The organism is Proteus sp. MB838, from assembly GCF_054767435.1.
Genome location: NZ_BAABMO010000018.1, coordinates 54055 through 72580 on the forward strand (window position 1 = coordinate 54055; position 18526 = coordinate 72580).

Consider the following 18526-nt stretch of genomic DNA (forward strand, 5'->3'; position numbering starts at 1 on the left):
CCTAAGAGAGTGATTGCAATAAGATGTATTTAAAATGCATCTTAAGAGAGGTTGAATTATGGAACTTGTTACGTATAAAACGCTACCTGAATGGCACTTAACAGCGATCCCTTTAGCATTATTAGAGCGTCATAACACAAAAGAAGGCACTTATGCGCAAATGCGGATATTACAAGGGAGTATGACATTTGTGCTATTTAAGGATGATGGAGAACAAGTGTTCTTAGAGTGTGATAGCGAAAATCAGCCTCCGCTTATTCAACCTCAGCAATGGCATAAAATCGATAAAGCGAGTGATGATGTACTTTGCCAGCTCTCTTTTTTATGCACTCCCGAAGATAAATTTTTTAAAGAAAATGATTTGTCATTACCTCATTCAGAAGTGCGTTATATGGCAACATTGACTACCCCATGTAAAGTGCTTGATTTAGGCGCAGGACGTGGTCGTAATAGCTTCTATTTAGCATTACAAGGTTATGATGTGACCGCATTAGATATTAATGCCGCTCATATTGATGCGATTGAAGCCGTCAAAGCTAAAACCGGTTTAGCGATCAAAAGCGGCTTATATGATATAAATGAAGCAGCATTAAATGAGAAATACGATATTATTATTTCTACTGTGGTTTTGATGTTTTGCCAGCGTCAACGTATCGCAGATATTATTAAAAATATGCAGGAGTGTACAAATCCAGAGGGGATTAATGTCATTGTTTGCCCTGTTGAAACAGCAAATAGTGGGTCTGCTGAAGTTCCTTTCAAAACCTTCTTGCGCCAAGGTGAGTTAGCGGATTATTACCAAGGCTGGGATATTATTAAATATAATGAAAATTCAGGGCATCTACATAAAACTGATGCTAATGGTAATCGTATTCAACTTAATTTTGCGACATTAATTGCGCGTAAAAAATAATAAATAGATGGTGAGAAAAATACCCTCGTTAGATCACAGCGAGGGTATTTTAGTATTTGAAAACTATAGGGGCTCTTTGGTAGCCTCTGTTTTTTCTTTGGCTTCTGAGCGTTGTAGTATTCTTTCGAGTAGAACCGTATAAATAGGTCGCCCGCCTAATAATTGCGCCAGCATGGTTGCGCCAAGACAGGTAATTATCATCGGCAAAATAAGTTGATAGTTATCGGTCATTTCTAGAACTAACACAATCCCAGTTAGTGGCGCTCTCACCGTTGCGGCAAATAAAGCACCCATTCCAGCAATAGCAAAAGTGCCAATTTGAATTTGATAATCAGGGAAAAGATAGGTTGCCATTAATCCAAAAGCGCTACCAAAGAGTGTGCCTAAGGCTAATGTGGGGGCAAAAATTCCTCCTGGTGCACCGGAGGAGAAGCTGATAATGGTGGTGATGGTACGTAACACAAAAAATAGTAGCAGTGCAGTTAACGAATATCCTCCGGCACTTAATGCAGGAATAATACTAAAACCGCCTCCGGTTATTTCAGGAATAATCAATGCAAGTAAACCACATGCACCACCAATCACGCCACCGGCTAAAACAAAACGTGAGGTTTTATCTTGATAAAAATGTTGGAATTGTGTTTGAACATAAAACAGTAATTTACTAAAAATAACCCCAACAACACCAAATAACATTCCTAACACTAAATAGAGCCACAGTGTATTCATCGGCGCTGAAGAAAATTTACCTATCTGTATGACGCCTCCTTCACCATTAATTAGGCGAAATACAATACAAGACATGATCACGCCAATGAAGACGGATTTAATAGAGATTAAATTATATTTAAATTGTGGTCTCATCTCTTCAATAATAAATAGAATGCCTGCCAAGGGAGCATTAAAGGCAGCCGTTAAACCGGCAGCAGCACCTGTGGCTAATAGTGTTTGGCGTGTTCCTTTATCTTTAACGCGAGAGACATCATTAACGAGTTGACCAATATTAGCCCCTAGTTGCACGGTGGGGCCTTCACGACCAAGTACCATACCTGAGCCTAAAGTACCGATACTGGCTATAAATTTTACTGGCAATACCCGCCACCAACGAACTGGCCGAATATCTATCATTGCCCCTTCAATTTCCGGTATACCTGAACCACCAGATTCTGGTGAAAACTTCTTCACTAAGTAGTAGCCACTCATGGCTAAAAGAGAGGAAACAAGTAACGTGCCAATAGCCAAAAGATAAGGGTTGGTTAATACCTCGGCTAATTTATCTTGTCTTAAATGAATGACCCAGCCAACGGCTTTTTCAAATAGTACCCCAATTAATCCGGCTAACGTACCGATAATGGCGGAAAGAATAAGCGTTTTCACCGGGGCAAGGTTAGTTTCTTTCGCTTTTCTAAACCAATTAAAGCGTTGTTGATTTTGCGATTTTTTGATCGAGTTTCGCTGATACATAATTTATGTTTTATATATAAATAACAATGTATCTAATAATAGCGTAATTTAATCATCAAGTGATATTTCTCACATAATGTAATCAATTTCATAATTAGTCGGTTTTTTTTCTAGCATATTTCCTTTTTTTCATCTTTAGTGTATCTGATAACAAAAAATATATATTTACATAACATTTGGATAAAAAGGGTAACGTATGGATTTCATCACAAATATATTAAGCGCTATTAATGGCGTGGTGTGGGGAGTACCGATGTTAGTCGGTATTCTAGGCATCGGTCTATTTATGCAGTTTAGACTCTCTTTTCTGCCAATTAGAAAATTAGGTACAGGATTTAAACTTTTATTTGAGAAAAATGATAAAAGAGGTGAGGGACAAATCTCACCTTTTAATGCATTAATGACGGCGCTTTCTGCCACTATCGGTACGGGCAATATTGCTGGAGTCGCTACAGCGGTTGTATTAGGTGGACCGGGAGCGCTATTTTGGATGTGGATGACTGCTTTAGTCGGTATGGCGACTAAATATTCAGAAGCTGTGTTAGCGGTACGTTTTCGTGAGGTTGATAAATACGGCAACTACGTAGGCGGACCGATGTATTATATTAAAAACGGTTTAGGTAAAAAATGGCTTTGGTTAGGAACGCTATTTGCTATTTTTGGTAGTTTTGCCGGCTTCGGTATAGGTAATACGGTACAGGCAAACTCAGTGGCGGATGTTTTGCAAAGTAATTTTGGTATTTCTACCACAGTGACAGCAATTGCATTAGTTATTTTAGTCGGTGCTGTATTAATTGGTGGAATTAAGCGTATTGCTGATGTTGCCGGTAAATTAGTGCCCATTATGACAGTAGGGTATTTTGGGGCAGGGATTGTCGTACTTGCGCTGAATATTACTGCTATTCCTGATGCATTTATGTTGATTGTAAAATCTGCTTTCACACCGGTTGCTGCGCAAGGTGGGTTTGCTGGTGCGGCTGTTTGGGCGGCAATACGTTTTGGTGTTGCACGAGGTGTATTCTCCAATGAAGCAGGATTAGGTAGTGCACCCATTGCTCATGCGACAGCCAAAACACAAAACCCGATCCGTCAAGGCTTAATTGCCATGTTGGGGACTTTCATTGATACCATTATTGCCTGTTCTGTCACCGGATTAACGATTGTGATCACCGGACAGTGGCTGACAGGGCAAAGTGGGGCAACACTTACTGCAAGTTCGTTCTCTATGGCTATCCCTGGAGGTAACTATATTGTTGCGATCGCATTGGCTGTTTTTGCTTTTACCACTATTTTAGGTTGGAGCTATTACGGTGAGAAATGTGTGCAATATCTATTTGGACCGAAAGCCATTATGCCTTTTCGTATTGCATGGTTAATTGTCTTGCCAATTGGCGCGACTCAATCCTTAGAATTTGTTTGGTTACTTGCTGATACATTAAATGCGATGATGGCTATTCCTAACTTAATTGCATTAGCACTGCTTAGCCCCATCGTTTATCGTCTAACAAAAGACTATATAAAAGATGTTAATGCGGTTGATATTGATCTAAATGAACAAGTGAATTCTGTAAGCAAAAAAGAAGCAGAAGCGGAATAAACGCGTTTGTTTATCTAAGGCTAAATGACCATCTAAACGAATAACCGTATGTGAGCAGTTAATATTAGATATTAGGAAAAGCGCATACGGTTTTTTGTTGCTTACAGCAAATAAAAAGCCTTCTGGGGAGAAGGCTAAGAGATGAGTATAGATAATTATATTTATAAGAATATGCTTAACTAGAGGTTAATTATTCTTTGGTACTAATGAAGATGTTTTTCACTTGGCTGTAGGCATCTAACATCATTTTATGCGTTTCACGACCTAAGCCTGATTTTTTATAACCGCCAAATGGTGCATGAGCAGGAAGTTCATGATAAGTATTTACCCACATACGGCCAGTTCTAACGGCTTTTGCAACTCGTAGTGCGCGGTTAATATCTTGAGTCCAGACACCACCACCAAGGCCATATTCAGAGTCATTAGCCATTTCAATAACATCTTCTTCATTATCAAATGGGATCACACATAATACAGGGCCAAAAATTTCTTCACGTGCGACACGCATTTGGTTTGTGGCATTGATAATAATGGTTGGGCGAACAAAAAAGCCATCATCAAACCCTTCACCCGTAATACGCTCACCTCCTGTGAGTATGGTTGCACCTTCTTTTTTGGTCAGCTCAACATAACCTAAAATGGTATCCATTTGCGCTTGGCTGACTTGGGTACCCATTTGTGTATTAGGATCAAGTGGATCACCAACACGGATACGCTCAAATTCTGCTTTTAACTCTTTTAAGAATGCGTCATGAATATCTCTATGTAAGAATAAACGGGAGCCAGATTCACAGGCCTGTCCTTGGTTCATTAATATCGCTAATGCGGAATATTTAACGGCTTTTTTCATATTCGCATCAGGGAAGACGATATTGGCTGACTTACCCCCCAATTCTAAAGTGGCTGGTACCATTTTTTTCGCCGCCGCAGCTGCAACGGTATAACCTACATTGGTTGAACCGGTAAATGCTAGTTTATCAATGTCTTGGTGTTCTAGAATAGCTTGTCCAGCAACAGATCCACGACCAGTAACAATATTTATAACACCGGCTGGTAATATTTCATTTAAAATACGACCTAGCTCTAATAATGAAAGTGAGGTGAGTGTGGCTGGATTAATAACAACGGTATCTCCAGCGGCGATGGCAGGGGCTAATTTCCAAGCAGCCATTAATAATGGAAAATTCCATGGAATAATTTGTCCAACGACACCAATGGGCTCACGAATAACAAGACTCAGGGTATTTTCGTCTAAGACAGCACTTTCATCGGTATGAGAGCGTATCACGCCTGCAAAATATCGAAAATGGTCAATAGAGGCGGGTAAATCGATGTTTTTCGATTCATTGAGTGGTTTACCGTTATCAAGAGACTCAATCCAAGCAAAACGTTCTTGCTCTTGTTCTAAACGGTCAGCAATTTTTAATAATAGCGCTTGGCGTTGAGCAGGAGAGGTTTTACGCCAATGATCAAAAGCTTTACGAGCCGCTTTTACAGCAAGATCAACGTCTTCAGCTGTACCTGATGGATATTCACTTAATAACTCACCGGTTGCGGGACTATAGGTTTTGGTCGTTTGTTGCGATGTACTGGATACCCATTCGCCGCCGATTAACATTTTGTAGCTTTCTAAGGGACGAAATTCGGATGGAACATTATTTAATTTAATCATTTTTAATCTCCAGTGTAGGGGGAGTATCGTCAAATTCTATAGTTTCATTTCGTAATACTCGTACTATTAAAATATATCAATTGTAGTAATTTTATTAGCTATTGATGCAATAGGTAATATTAACTATCAAAAATAATAAATAGATATTATATATACAATGAGAACTAATTAATTTAATCGATTCATCTCACTCTTTTTTAGCTGAGATGTAACAAAATCATCCCGTGCGACACTGCAACATTTCTTCTCAATTTCCCTTATAAGAAAAGCCCTTTAGTTTGTTTACTCACCCTCTTACGAGGTGTGAAGCCAAATCAACAGAAAAAAAAAAGCAAGCTCTTAAGCACAGCAATAAATTGCGTTAGATCAAACATGGCGCAGATTATTTCATCTGACACTTTTCCTACTATAAAAATGGCGTATTCTTATGTTGCATATTTAATGCAACTTATAAAAATAAAGCGTCATCTTATAGAAGGAATTCGATATGTATTGTGTGCAATGTGAACAAACAATGAGAACACCTGTTGGTAATGGTTGTGCCTATGCGCAAGGTATGTGCGGTAAAACAGCAGAAACCTCTGATCTACAAGACTTATTGGTGGCAGTATTAGAAGGGCTGTCAGCATGGGCATTAGCTGCGCGTAGTGTTGATATTATTGATCACGATATAGACAGCTTTGCGCCACGGGCTTTCTTCTCGATGTTAACCAATGTTAATTTTGATTCTGAACGTATTGTTGGATATGCCAAAGAGGCTATTTATTTACGTGAAAGCTTAAAATCACGTACGTTAGCCAAAAATGCAGCCATCCAAGTCGCTCATCCTAAAGCCGAAATTCAATTAGAAGGCAACGACTTAGCCAGTCTACAGAAACAAGCCCAACGCTTTGCATTAAATAATGATAAAGCGCAAGTGGGGGATGATCTGCATGGTTTACGTATGCTTTGCTTGTATGGCTTAAAAGGTGCTGCTGCTTATATGGAGCATGCTCATGTTTTAGGCCAGTACGATGATGAAATTTATGCTGAATATCATCGTTACATGGCATGGTTAGGTACCGATCCTGCGGATATGAATGAGTTGCTAGACAATGCAATGGGCATTGGTCAAATGAACTTTCGTATTATGGCATTATTGGATAAAGGTGAAACTCAAGCTTATGGTGATCCAACCCCTGTTTCCGTTAATGTACGCCCAGTAGCAGGTAAAGCTATTTTAATTTCAGGCCATGATCTGAAAGATTTACAGATGCTACTTGAACAGACCGAAGGTAAAGGCATTAATGTTTATACGCACGGTGAAATGTTACCCGCCCATGGTTATCCAGAGCTGAAAAAATATAAACACTTAGTCGGTAACTACGGAAGTGGTTGGCAGAATCAACAAAGTGAATTTGCCAAATTTCCTGGCCCTGTGTTAATGACATCTAACTGTATTATTGATCCTAATGTGGGGAACTATGGCGATCGTATTTGGACGCGTAGTATTGTTGGTTGGCCGGGTGTGAAACACATTAAAGGTGATGATTTCTCTGAAATGATTGAGCAAGCGCTCTCTTTAGAGGGATTTCCGTACAGTGAAATTGAACACTTAATTACTGTTGGATTTGGTCGTCAAACACTATTAAATGCGGCTGATACAGTGATTGATTTAGTTTCACAGAAAAAACTTCGTCATGTCTTCTTAGTTGGGGGGTGTGATGGTAGTCGTGGGGAACGTAGCTACTATACCGATCTTGCTCGTGCCATTCCCCAAGATTGCTTAATTATGACATTAGCTTGTGGTAAATATCGCTTTAATAAACTTGATTTTGGCACATTAGAGGGCTTACCGCGCTTACTTGATGTGGGTCAGTGTAACGATGCCTACTCTGCGATTATGCTAGCGGTTAATCTTGCAGAAAAATTAGGTTGTGGTGTAAATGATTTACCCCTGTCCTTGATTTTGTCGTGGTTTGAACAAAAAGCGATTGTTATTTTATTAACCCTACTCTCATTAGGGGTAAAAAATATTTATACTGGGCCGACTGCGCCTGCATTTTTAACCGATAATTTGCTCGCAATACTTAATGAAAAATTTGGTATGCGTGCGATCACCACGCCAGAACAAGATCTTCAAGAAATTCTTTCTGCTTAATTTATTTATTCATCATCATTGCCGAAGCCTAAAGGCTTCGGTAAGGAAGCAATATCCATGACGATGCCAACAGCTCTTTGTCCTAATCGTATGCAAGTTCACTCTATCCATCAGGAAACCCCGGAAGTGTGGACACTGAATTTAATTAACCATGATTTTTATCGCTATAAACCCGGCCAATTTGCACTAGTCAGTATTAATAATAGCGATGAAACGATGCGAGCTTATACGCTCTCGTCTTCTCCGGGATTAAGTCCTTTTGTCTCTTTAACGGTTCGTCGTATCGACAATGGGGTGGGGTCAACGTGGTTAACATCTCAAGTTAAGCCGGGTGATTATCTCTGGTTATCAGACGCACAAGGGGAGTTCACCTGTGCAGATAGAGAAGGAACGCGTTATTTAATGCTCGCTGCGGGGTGCGGTGTGACCCCTATTATGTCGATGACGCGTTGGTTGTTAAATAATCAACCTAAAGCGGATATCACGGTCATTTTTAATATTCGCGAACAGAGCCAATTTATTTTTGAAAAAGAGTGGTTAGAGTTAGCTAATGCTTATCCCTATAATCTCAATTTTATTATGATGCCTAAGTTGCCGGATGATAAGGGAATTTTTAGTGGACGTATTTCTCAAGAAAAACTAGCCGCTTTAGTGCCGGATATTGCCAGTCGTACTGTTATGTGTTGTGGGCCTAATAGTTATATGGAAGATACTGCGCGTTTTGCCAAAAATCTTGGTGTTTGTGCAGAGAATATTTTTATGGAACGTTTTGGTGATGAGCCAATGTGTGTTGATGAAGCACAACAACTTACTATGACTATTCGTCATCCGTTAAAGCAAATTAACGTACCGGTGGGGATGACATTATTAACAGCGATGGAAGAAAACAGTGTTCCTGTTTTGGCTGCTTGTCGTGCTGGAGTGTGTGGTAGCTGTAAAACACGCATTGTGAAAGGTGATTATGAGGTCACCAGCACCAGTACTTTAACTGCTGATGAGATAGCACAAGGTTATGTTTTAGCCTGTAGTTGTCGATTAACAGGTGATGTTGAACTAGCCTAATCATTCATTTTATTATCTATTCTTTATCTATCCTTCTATTTTACCCTGCTAATTTATTAGCGGGGTTTTTTGTTATTATTTTTAAAAAGAGAGTTTATTTATTCAATATAATATATAACACGTAAAGCTATAATGAATTAAGTATTTATTTTACTTAATTAGCAGTTTACTGATACACATTCTGCTATTATTTAATTTATGATAGGGAAAGGGGGGGATATATGAAAAAATTGTTATTTATTTGTTTATTTACTGTCATACTTTCTGGTTGCGAAAAAAATCAAACCCTAGATGGCTCTAATGTTGAGTCATTACGAATATCGATTGTAGAAATGCGCAATTCATTACCGCTTGAAGAGCAGCAACGCTTTGATGAAGCAATAGAATTAGCCATGCTAAATGATATTAATTTTAATGATTTAGTCATTGCTGGGCGCAATAAAAATGCTGATATGATCACGCGAAAAATGTGTCAATCGTTAGATGGTAAAACAGTCAATGAGATCTTCTCACAAGCTGAAGAAATAAAAGTACAAAAATTAGCATTAAAATAATCAATTAATAACCAATTTATTTAAAACTATTTTATTCATCTCTATTTGAGGTGAGTATTTAATTAATGATGTAAAAAATAAGCGATTTAAGATTTATCAATAGAACTTAAACAAAACTACGATGAGACTTTTCATTATAATGTGAGTGGTTATAATGCGCGCCGCATTCGCAAGAAAAGTGCAGTATCTCGTTAGGCGAGGCTCCTATACAAACACAGGTTACTGATCTGACGACGTCGAGAGACGCCCAAGATTAGGACAAGATATATCGACCGAAGGTATATCTCCATGTAACTTCCAGTATTCATCGGATACGTTGTATAGTGCTAAAACCGAGACGTGTAGATAGCTTTTGCATTCTCGCATCTGGTTTCGCCCCTATTGAGAACTGATTTGCTAAACACAAACAGTCATAGGGAACCAAAAAAATGAAATTTACTCCTCAACATAAAATGGATGCTGCATTAATGGCAGGCGCATCCTTAAACACACCCAATAATCATTCAATACAAGAGCAACATCATCGTTTAAAAGATGATGCTACCGTTAGTGCTTATATGAGTCAGAATTATATTTCTGTTTCTGTCGCAGATTCGGTTGAACATGTAAAAGCACAGCTGGTTAATGATTTAAAAGATGAATTAATTCCAACTTATCTGTATGTCGTAGATAAAGATAATTATCTTAACGGTATTTTGCCGGTTAAATCATTACTACTTGCTGATAATGAGCTTTTTGTTTCGGATATTATGCGCCAAACATTTTTCTCAGTTTCACCGGAGCAAAGCCGACATGATGTTTATCAGTTAATTAGCCAAAGTGGTTTAGACAGTGTACCTGTGATGCATTTTGGTAAGTTAGTTGGTGTATTACGACCTCAAGATATTGCTGATTTAATTGAAGATGAAAATACGCTAGATGCACAAATGCAGGGGGCAACGTCGCCATTAGAACAACCTTATTTAGAGACAAGTCCGGTCACTTTGTGGCGTAAACGTGTTGTCTGGCTATTAATGCTGTTTATTGCTGAAGCTTATACCAGTACGGTGTTACATGCTTTTGAAGACAGACTTGAAGCTGCTATCTCTTTAGCTTTCTTTATTCCATTATTAATTGGTACTGGTGGTAATAGCGGTACACAAATTACCTCAACATTAGTACGTGCCATGGCATTAGGTGAGGTGAGCTTGCGTAATGTATGGTCAGTATTAAGAAAAGAGATCACGACCTCGATAATGGTGGCTTTAACCATGGGAATAGCAGGATTTATTCGTGCTTGGACCTTAGGGGTTGGCATGGAAGTGATGATAGTGGTGGGATTAACGCTAATTTCAATTACGGTTTGGAGTGCTATTGTCTCTTCTATTATTCCAATGGTATTAAAGCGTATTGGTGTTGATCCAGCGGTGGTGTCTGCACCTTTTATTGCAACGTTTATTGATGGCACTGGGCTTATTATCTACTTTGAAATAGCATCTCATACTATGAGTGTGTTTGCTTAATATATCAATCCTCCCTTATTTATACCGAATAAAGCCGATAAACTAACCAGTTATCGGCTTTATTTTTTGTTATGGGCTTTAGCCTGTTTAAGTCGCGTCAGCGTCTTAAATATAAAACCACCCGCTATGTGATCTCAAGCAAGTCGTCCTTGAGCTATGTGTGGCTAGAACTGATCTAATCCAGCTAACTCTTTAAGCGATAAAGAATGAAAATAAGTTTCTGCCATATCTGCCAATATTGGAAGCAACGCATCTGAACGAGCATGTGCATCAGGAGTTATGATTGCCAGAATTTGGTAATAATCATCGTACATACAGTGCTTACAAAACACTAAAAAGTTATCGCTCACTCTAACAGCCTGTCGAGTTTCGCCATCCCAAGGTTTTTCATTTGGCGTTCTTATATGAACCTTTTCAATAAATGACTGACGCGCTATGGCGCTATTCCTAAAATCAGCAAATTTACCTACATACCCAGAGAGGGATGAGCCATTAAGAGCAGCTGATAGCTTAGCCGCATACTTCCGATAAACACCGTTATCTTTATATCTGGGCGTGATTGTGACTATCAGCATTGCAAGTTACCTGCAAGCAGATCTTGATTAAATTCAGCTATTGAGGAATTAAACAATGCTATATCCTCTTCACCGAATCCATCTTCAACCTCCATTGCGGGTAACGGGTTAATATGCTGATTAAATTGTCTATAAAGTGCTTGTGTATGGTTTCTTAGTGCAGCCATTTTAAGAATAACTTCTTTGAAGTAACCATCAGCTATGCTTTCAAATGGATGAAAAGCCTTGGTAGTTTTAGCAATGCTATACATTGCCTCAATCATCATAATTACATTATTACCATGGTTAATCACTCGTTCCAATTCACGCGTAACCTCATCAGGGTTATTACCTGCATATTTTTTTATGTCATCTTTTGTTGGGTCATCAAGTAAAGCCACTATTTCATCGATTGATGTAACAAGGGTCGTTAGCACGGTCTTACCACCAACAATTAAATCCATAATTTCATCTGGTGATACATCACCTTTTGCCTTTTTATCAACAATGGTAGCTATCGACATGGCTAAATTAGCCAAGCCTGAATCCACATCTTTTTTATCCATTGGATTTGATAGCATTGCCATCATAATAGCCTCAGAAATCATAGTTTATTACCTTCGCTGAAATAGATACGCATACAAAGTATACATCATTTAAAGCTAAAGGATATATACCATCACCCATCCCAAGGATGGGCTAGATGATTTGATCTTGGCTATATGACTCAGTGAGAAATTACTCTTGATCTTTTTTAGGAGGAATATTTTTCTTTGGCTCTTCAGGCTTTACTTGAATTACATGCGATATTGCATTTGCCTTTCTATTTTCATCATAAACTTCCTTACTTGCAATGATGCAACGCTTGATAAATTCACTGTAATTTTGTGAAGTATTTGAATATAGTTTGCATAAAATTCAATAAGTTTCTCTATCTTTTTGCCTGATATACTTTTACTTAATTGATCATTTGAATTCATCAAAATTTGAAATGACTTCCCGCAGTTTTATTGCCAGTGTTTATACTAACATCCCTGATCAGTGTCACTCAGAACCTCGGCTGACGTTTAGTCTTAAAGACCAAGCTTACTTTTTTTTACTCTTTAATTAATTGTAAAATCGCCTGACAATGACGACAACGATACTGGGTTTCTCCTCGTTGTACTTTATTGTGTCGGCGAAGAGTTAACTGGTGTATTTCTTGGCAGCGACAAGCATAGCTAAACGTTTTTGCTGTTACATTGCTGATATCAAAATGATGGGTCCGTTTCGCACTCACCTGTAACACAGTTTCCATCATCCATTTCCACTCCTTGCCATGAGGTGCCACACGACCAAAATGGCGACTAACTAGCAGATGTGCTAATTCATGAGGAATAACTTCTTCAATAAAATTCTGTTTATTTTCAATCAATAATGTAGGATTAAGACGGATCTCCCAATTTGCATAATAGGCACTGCCTGCAATAGTTCCTCTCTGGTTATATTGTAGAGTGGGTTCTGGGTAATCTGTATTAAGATATTTATTGGCCTGTTGCAGTTTTTCACGCAGTGTACGCATAACACTTTGCACTAAGGCGATAGGGATTCTTACTGTTTTCATATTAGAGAGCATATAGCGCCTTATTAAAACACGCAATAAAAGAAAACTTGCACAATATATAAATTAACATATTATTAAAAAGTATATTGATTATGGAGTTTACCATGACACAACGAGTTCAACCTGATTTATTGGAAGCCATGAAATTAGCGGCTAATGAAGCCTCTAGTATGCTGAAAACGCTAGGCAATGGTGATCGACTACTCTTATTGTGCCAATTAAGTCAGGGCGAAAAAAGTGTCAGTGAATTGGAAGAAAGTTTAGGGATCCGCCAGCCTACGCTTTCTCAACAACTTACTGTGTTAAGAAATGAAGGGCTTGTGAATACTCGTCGTGATGGAAAACGTATTTTTTATTCTATTGCTGATGAAAAAGTATTGGTGCTATTAAATACACTTTATCAGCTATATTGTCCTATAGCAGGTTAACTTATGAATATAGATTGGGTTCACTTTACGCCTTGGAGCTCGGCATTGGGTGGGCTATTAATAGGTTTAGCAGCGGCTATTTTATTACTGTTTAATGGTCGTATTGCAGGTATTAGTGGGATTTTAGGAGGAGTATTAACCACTAACCAACAAGGTAATGGGTGGCGATGGGCATTTTTACTCGGTATGTTGATTACACCGACACTGTTTTATCTATTTGATAAACCGTTAACACCTATTATTGACGTTTCATCTTGGCAGTTGATCATTGCCGGTGTACTGGTGGGAGCAGGTACACGTCTGGGGAATGGCTGTACCAGTGGGCATGGAATTTGCGGATTAGCACGATTATCGCGTCGTTCTATTGTTGCAGTTCTTGTCTTTATGGTGACGGCATTTGTGACTGTGTATATTCAACGCCATGTCATCGGAGGCTAAGATAATGACCAAATTAATTGCTTTTATTAGTGGCCTATTATTTAGTGCTGGATTGATCATCGGTGGTATGAGCAACCCACAAAAGATCTTGGCATTTTTAGATATTCGTGGAGATTGGGATCCGTCATTGTTATTTATTATGGGGGCGGGTCTTATCGTCAGTGCTATTAGTTACCAAATTGCACGTCATCGTCAACAAAGTTTATTAGCCTGTCCTCTGGCCATTCCAACTAAAACAGTGATTGATAAACCTCTCGTCTTCGGCAGTATCTTATTTGGTTTAGGATGGGGGCTTGCGGGTATTTGCCCTGGACCCGGTTTGGTATTAGCGGGGGGTGGTTTTACCCAAGGTGTATTATTTGTGTCAGCTATGATTGTTGGGTGGCTAATTATTGGGTTAATTCGCAAACCACAATAATCATCACTATTTTAATCACACGCGATAAAAAACAACAAACGGACCGCATTAGCTGTCTGTTTGTTGTTTAATCTTGTTACGGGATTATTTAAAATCTGCGTAAGGAATAAGCGGGTTAGGCGGAAGATCTAAATCACCATTCCATCCATCAAATGAATAGCGTAAATACATTAGTGCATGGCTTGGCGTATAGTTTTTCGCTTGCTGAATATCGATAGCGGCACCTATAAACCAATGTGGTGTTATTCGATGTTCAATTAATGCTCTTGCTGTATAACCAAAACCATGACCCGAATCCCCCTTATCAATGATATTTCTCTCATGCTTAAATATTTCTTTTAAGGGATCAGAATTAAATTTATCGCTTGAAACGAGATTTTGTAATGGATAACGTCTGCTATCATCGGTTTTTGAATAAGACCAAGAGAGAGAGCCAGATACTTCCCATGACCAATTTTCAGTACGTTGACGGTAATTAACGGGCAGTGAGAATGAGAGATATTGTTGTGGGCTATAATAACCCCCTTGCCCCAAGGTGTAGCCACTAAGATCTTTATTGTAATGCCAAAGCATGCTATTTAAGCCAACAGAAATGCGGCGATCATTTTCATTGATTAACTTATAGTAATAACCGCCCATGGCTTTCACACTGCTGTTATTTTTAACATTTTTTCCTGTTAATCTATCAAGCGATATTTCTCCCCAATACCCATCCTTGCCTCCCAGATCATAACTGCCACTTAAACGAAGCCCCGTTTTTCTAACGCCCCCCCAAACTTGATTGGTCCAACTATCACGTTGGCCTGCAAAGGCAAGTAATGAGCTATTTACCGGGCGACGGTGAAGATCTACACTCCAACCGAGATGATAAAAACTATCGTTATAAGCAATTTTACCTACCCAATCAGTCACATTAAAACCGAGTGGCGTGGTACCTAAATCCCATTGCCATTGCTCATTTTCCCAACCGATAGCAGGACTAACACCAAAGGCTTTTTGCTTTAGAGGGAAACAACCTGTGCGATAACAACTACCAAATTTAGCATCGTATGGCGCTGTACCTAATGTGCCACTATTTAAGTGCACAAAATCAGTACGCCAAAAGAAACGGCCATGATAAATAGGATGATCCAGTTGTAACATGGTGGTATGAGCGCGTAATTTAGAGTATCCCTCACTGCCATTTGATCCCCAATAATCATGCTCTAGGGTAAAACGCCACTCTTGGTGACGATAAAGGGTACTTGCATCATCACGTACACTACGTGATAGCCAATTATCATTTGGGTTGTTACGCATAAGTGTGGTGTATTCAATATTGTTTTTTGGCAGTGTATGCGTGATACCCTCTTTTAGCATCGCTTGTTGATAATAGTGATGAGCGGATTGAACTTGTTGGCTATCACGATAAAAACGACCAATATCACGTAAAATTAATCCATCAGCACTATCTGGCTCCTTGTCAACTTGGCGAGCTAAATAGATAAAATAGTGTTTGGCTTTATCAATATTTCCCGTCGTTTTTTCAGCGTTTGCTAAACGTCTTAGTGAATAGTGGTTAAATTTTTCAGGAGATAATTGTTCTATCTGAGCTAAGTAATAACGAGCTTGATCTATTTGATGTTGCGCTAAAGATATCTCTGTTGCACCTAATAGTGCTGTTTCATTATTAGGCGCTAAATTTAATACTGTATGATAATAATTTAATGCTTGATTGAGTTGGTCATCTTCTTCGGCCCATTGCGCTAATAACAGATAGCTTTCTATTTTTTGCTCAGGAGGAATATGGGTGAAAAGATATTCGACAGCTTGCTGTTGTTGGTTATGTTCTCTTAGTGATTGTGCATGCGCCATAATTTGACCAAAACGTAATTGGCTATCTAAGGCGTTCATACTTTCACTGCGCTGCGATAAAGGGATCGTCTTTAAGGTGTTAAGTGCTTGTTGTGCTCGCCCTGTTTTATTGAGATATAACGCATAGGCATATCGTCGAGAGGGATCATTAGGTCGTCGTTGATTAAGTTGATTAAAGTAATCCTCAGCAAATTGGGGTTGTTGAGTGATAAGTAAATCATCCGCCAGACGATAAATATTCCAGACTTCATCAGGATACGCTTTAGCGATAGCCTTACGTTTCTCAATCGCACTGAGATAGTGTTGTTGCTGTTCATCGTCAGCAGCTAAGTCTTGTTGTATACCTGAAATGATATACCCATAGTCTTGGGCTAAATTTTTGTATTGCTGTGATGTTAAGTTAGCCATAAATTGGGCGGCTTTTTGATGCGATTGTTGACGATAGAGCTTGGTCAGGCTATGCAAAGTCGCCGCATCATTAGGCTGATATTGTAGCGCTTGTTGATAATAACGTTCAGCTTGCTCTAATTGATGTTGCGCTAACTCGATATCCCCTAAACCAATATAAGCTTCACTTTTATAGGGGCTGAGTTGACGTACTTGGGTAAAATAGCGCTTAGCGGCAGGGTACTCTTGATTTAATAACGCTTCATCAGCCTTGGCAAGTAAATGCCAATATTGATTTGATTGCAACAGCGTACGCCACAAATCACTATCGTTGTGTTTGGGAGCCAATGTGAGTGCTTGAGAAAGATAATAAATCGCGGGTGCTCGTTGATTTGCGCGCGAATAGCGCACGCCTAATGTTCCGATTATATCTGCATTATCAGGCTGCTGGCGTAACTGCTGTTTTAATGCACGAATAGATATTGTGTTATTGGGGGCAGAGGTCGCTGAGGGAGTAGATAATGCTGGGGTAAGATGATATTGCTGATAGATATTAGCTATCTGTTGGTTATTGGGATAAGTGTGATAAATCTGCTTAATACGTGCCATTTTGTTGGCATGGTTTGCAGCAATTAATACATTGAGATACTCAAGGGCTAACCCTTCATCGGGGGGGCGTGCCTTGGTAAATATCATCATATAATTGCAAGGCTTCATCATAACGACCCGCAGTCTGATAAAGGTAGGCTTTTTGTAGGATTTGGCGGTTATCTTCATGGGTTAATGATAGTAGCTTAATCGCACGTTGATATTGTTCAGTATTTTCGCCATGCATACGTAATTGCTCAACCAGTTGTTGTGCTTTTGCTGTTTCTTTTTGTTTTACAGCAAATTGGATACGCATTAACAACACACTAGGATCGTTCGGTTTTATAAGTGATAAACGATACAGTGATTGAGAAACTAAAACATCGTTACTTTTCGAGTTGCCTAGTCTAACTTGCTCATATAAAAAAGTTTCAGTCGGATCATCTGCGGCTTGCGTGACAGGCAATATGCCTGCCAGCAAACCAAGAGCAAGGAGATATTGATAACAAATGCGCCACATCATAACTTACTCCTTATCCGCAAGACGACGTTGGCTTCTTATTTTCATTGCTCGCCAAATAAGAAGAGAAATAAGCACAATACCGACAATGGCAGCTAACCCCAGCCAAATAGGGTGTGAAGCAAAAACATACCAAACCTCTTCCCACCAAGGTAAATAACCGACGAAATAGGTATCACCAACACGTAAACTATGGACACCAGACTCTCTGACTAATACTACAGAGCCATGCATTGCATCACGTTTACCACTATCACTTATCGCTTCATTTAATAATCGATAACCTTGGGGACTATCGGCTAATAGCGCCACGACACTACGCTGTGAAAAGAACGGAGATTGAAAACCAATAATAGTGCCGAGTGATCCGGTTGATGTTAAAGATGTTCTGCTATCTGGACGCTTATCTAGATCTTGATAATTGGTATGACTAAAAATGGTGATTTCACGTGATGGCAGTGTAATTTCGCTACGTGCTTTATCAATCAAGACATTCATCTGTTTATCATTATTGAGTGCTGGGGGAATTGTCCCGATTAATAATAAATCAGCTTCTTGTTTTGATAATTCCTCTAATGATGCAGTTAAAGAGACATTTAACGCGGGATAGCCAGTTTGTGCACCAATATTACCTAATGATATCAATAACGTTGTTAATTGCTCAGGTGAAGGGGATTGGTTGACATAAATAAGAGTTTCTGACAAATCGGCATAACGGCTAAATGGGAACCCAGCATGACTATAAACACGCAAATCAGGTAGAGCAATATAGTGGCGATAGTTACCAGTAAAATTAAAGCTTGATAATTCATCTAATGCTACCGTGTTAGGG

The 18526-nt window shown here is 39.0% G+C and carries 15 protein-coding genes, 1 pseudogene and 1 riboswitch; of the genes and pseudogenes, 9 read left to right on the forward strand and 7 right to left on the reverse strand.

Annotation, left to right across the window (positions count from 1 at the left end; translation table 11 throughout):
- Positions 1 to 58 precede the first annotated feature (58 nt).
- Entirely contained in the window at positions 59 to 913 is an 855-nt protein-coding gene (tehB, locus tag ACYUCW_RS09795; protein WP_004250324.1) for an SAM-dependent methyltransferase TehB, read from the forward strand.
- A gap of 63 nt (positions 914 to 976) precedes the next feature.
- On the opposite strand, the gene clcA is transcribed toward tehB, so the two are convergent.
- The gene (gene clcA, locus ACYUCW_RS09800; RefSeq protein WP_163748633.1) at positions 977 to 2377 is read right to left on the reverse strand and encodes a H(+)/Cl(-) exchange transporter ClcA; all 1401 of its coding nucleotides are present in this window, start codon (positions 2375 to 2377) and stop codon (positions 977 to 979) included.
- Positions 2378 to 2573: 196 nt separating this feature from the next.
- On the opposite strand from clcA, the gene ACYUCW_RS09805 reads away from it, so the two are divergent.
- Positions 2574 to 3974, forward strand: coding sequence for an alanine/glycine:cation symporter family protein (locus ACYUCW_RS09805; RefSeq protein ID WP_460408497.1), 1401 nt, complete (start codon positions 2574 to 2576; stop codon positions 3972 to 3974).
- Positions 3975 to 4164: 190 nt separating this feature from the next.
- On the opposite strand, the gene ACYUCW_RS09810 is transcribed toward ACYUCW_RS09805, so the two are convergent.
- Positions 4165 to 5646, reverse strand: a complete 1482-nt coding sequence (locus ACYUCW_RS09810) for an aldehyde dehydrogenase family protein (protein WP_460408499.1) — start codon at positions 5644 to 5646, stop codon at positions 4165 to 4167.
- Positions 5647 to 6133: 487 nt separating this feature from the next.
- On the opposite strand from ACYUCW_RS09810, the gene hcp reads away from it, so the two are divergent.
- The 4 genes from hcp to mgtE all read left to right on the forward strand — a co-directional run bounded on the left by hcp (position 6134) and on the right by mgtE (position 10904).
- The gene (hcp, locus tag ACYUCW_RS09815; RefSeq protein WP_460408501.1) at positions 6134 to 7786 is read left to right on the forward strand and encodes a hydroxylamine reductase; all 1653 of its coding nucleotides are present in this window, start codon (positions 6134 to 6136) and stop codon (positions 7784 to 7786) included.
- 57 nt (positions 7787 to 7843) lie between these two features.
- Positions 7844 to 8848, forward strand: a complete 1005-nt coding sequence (gene hcr, locus ACYUCW_RS09820; protein ID WP_004248592.1) for an NADH oxidoreductase — start codon at positions 7844 to 7846, stop codon at positions 8846 to 8848.
- Positions 8849 to 9069: 221 nt separating this feature from the next.
- A complete protein-coding gene (locus ACYUCW_RS09825; RefSeq protein ID WP_163748635.1) occupies positions 9070 to 9402 on the forward strand; it encodes a DUF6694 family lipoprotein in 333 nt (110 codons plus the stop codon).
- Positions 9403 to 9582: 180 nt separating this feature from the next.
- Positions 9583 to 9754, forward strand: a riboswitch (M-box (ykoK) riboswitch).
- Between the two features lie 76 nt (positions 9755 to 9830).
- Complete coding sequence (gene mgtE, locus ACYUCW_RS09830) at positions 9831 to 10904, forward strand: magnesium transporter (RefSeq protein ID WP_012368250.1); 1074 nt, start codon at positions 9831 to 9833, stop codon at positions 10902 to 10904.
- A 164-nt stretch (positions 10905 to 11068) separates the two neighbouring features.
- Here mgtE and ACYUCW_RS09835 read toward each other — a convergent pair whose 3' ends face one another.
- The 3 genes from ACYUCW_RS09835 to ACYUCW_RS09845 form a co-directional block, all read right to left on the reverse strand.
- A complete protein-coding gene (locus ACYUCW_RS09835) occupies positions 11069 to 11479 on the reverse strand; it encodes a type II toxin-antitoxin system YafO family toxin (protein ID WP_460408503.1) in 411 nt (136 codons plus the stop codon).
- Complete coding sequence (locus ACYUCW_RS09840; protein WP_460408504.1) at positions 11473 to 12066, reverse strand: hypothetical protein; 594 nt, start codon at positions 12064 to 12066, stop codon at positions 11473 to 11475. Before ACYUCW_RS09840 ends, ACYUCW_RS09835 begins: the two co-directional genes overlap by 7 nt.
- 488 nt (positions 12067 to 12554) lie before the next feature.
- The gene (locus ACYUCW_RS09845) at positions 12555 to 13061 is read right to left on the reverse strand and encodes a SprT family zinc-dependent metalloprotease (protein ID WP_139152540.1); all 507 of its coding nucleotides are present in this window, start codon (positions 13059 to 13061) and stop codon (positions 12555 to 12557) included.
- A gap of 104 nt (positions 13062 to 13165) precedes the next feature.
- On the opposite strand from ACYUCW_RS09845, the gene ACYUCW_RS09850 reads away from it, so the two are divergent.
- The 3 genes from ACYUCW_RS09850 to ACYUCW_RS09860 are packed head-to-tail and all read left to right on the forward strand — an operon-like array spanning position 13166 to position 14345.
- Positions 13166 to 13489, forward strand: coding sequence for an ArsR/SmtB family transcription factor (locus ACYUCW_RS09850; RefSeq protein WP_004248583.1), 324 nt, complete (start codon positions 13166 to 13168; stop codon positions 13487 to 13489).
- Positions 13490 to 13492: 3 nt separating this feature from the next.
- A complete protein-coding gene (locus tag ACYUCW_RS09855; protein ID WP_004248581.1) occupies positions 13493 to 13927 on the forward strand; it encodes a YeeE/YedE family protein in 435 nt (144 codons plus the stop codon).
- A 4-nt stretch (positions 13928 to 13931) separates the two neighbouring features.
- A complete protein-coding gene (locus tag ACYUCW_RS09860; protein ID WP_004248580.1) occupies positions 13932 to 14345 on the forward strand; it encodes a DUF6691 family protein in 414 nt (137 codons plus the stop codon).
- An 84-nt stretch (positions 14346 to 14429) separates the two neighbouring features.
- Here the strand turns inward: ACYUCW_RS09860 and bcsC are convergent.
- Positions 14430 to 17697 (reverse strand): annotated as a pseudogene (bcsC, locus tag ACYUCW_RS09865) (cellulose synthase complex outer membrane protein BcsC).
- Positions 17698 to 17700: 3 nt separating this feature from the next.
- Positions 17701 to 18526 (reverse strand): cellulose biosynthesis cyclic di-GMP-binding regulatory protein BcsB (locus ACYUCW_RS09870; RefSeq protein WP_460408506.1); only part of this gene is annotated, 826 nt, incomplete at its 5' end.

Coding starts and splice junctions, on each gene's coding strand:
- tehB (WP_004250324.1), top strand. CDS start 59: ATGGAACTTGTTACGTATAAAACGCTACCTGAATGGCACTTAACAGCG.
- clcA (WP_163748633.1), bottom strand. CDS start 2,377: ATGTATCAGCGAAACTCGATCAAAAAATCGCAAAATCAACAACGCTTT.
- ACYUCW_RS09805 (WP_460408497.1), top strand. CDS start 2,574: ATGGATTTCATCACAAATATATTAAGCGCTATTAATGGCGTGGTGTGG.
- ACYUCW_RS09810 (WP_460408499.1), bottom strand. CDS start 5,646: ATGATTAAATTAAATAATGTTCCATCCGAATTTCGTCCCTTAGAAAGC.
- hcp (WP_460408501.1), top strand. CDS start 6,134: ATGTATTGTGTGCAATGTGAACAAACAATGAGAACACCTGTTGGTAAT.
- hcr (WP_004248592.1), top strand. CDS start 7,844: ATGACGATGCCAACAGCTCTTTGTCCTAATCGTATGCAAGTTCACTCT.
- ACYUCW_RS09825 (WP_163748635.1), top strand. CDS start 9,070: ATGAAAAAATTGTTATTTATTTGTTTATTTACTGTCATACTTTCTGGT.
- mgtE (WP_012368250.1), top strand. CDS start 9,831: ATGAAATTTACTCCTCAACATAAAATGGATGCTGCATTAATGGCAGGC.
- ACYUCW_RS09835 (WP_460408503.1), bottom strand. CDS start 11,479: ATGCTGATAGTCACAATCACGCCCAGATATAAAGATAACGGTGTTTAT.
- ACYUCW_RS09840 (WP_460408504.1), bottom strand. CDS start 12,066: ATGATTTCTGAGGCTATTATGATGGCAATGCTATCAAATCCAATGGAT.
- ACYUCW_RS09845 (WP_139152540.1), bottom strand. CDS start 13,061: ATGAAAACAGTAAGAATCCCTATCGCCTTAGTGCAAAGTGTTATGCGT.
- ACYUCW_RS09850 (WP_004248583.1), top strand. CDS start 13,166: ATGACACAACGAGTTCAACCTGATTTATTGGAAGCCATGAAATTAGCG.
- ACYUCW_RS09855 (WP_004248581.1), top strand. CDS start 13,493: ATGAATATAGATTGGGTTCACTTTACGCCTTGGAGCTCGGCATTGGGT.
- ACYUCW_RS09860 (WP_004248580.1), top strand. CDS start 13,932: ATGACCAAATTAATTGCTTTTATTAGTGGCCTATTATTTAGTGCTGGA.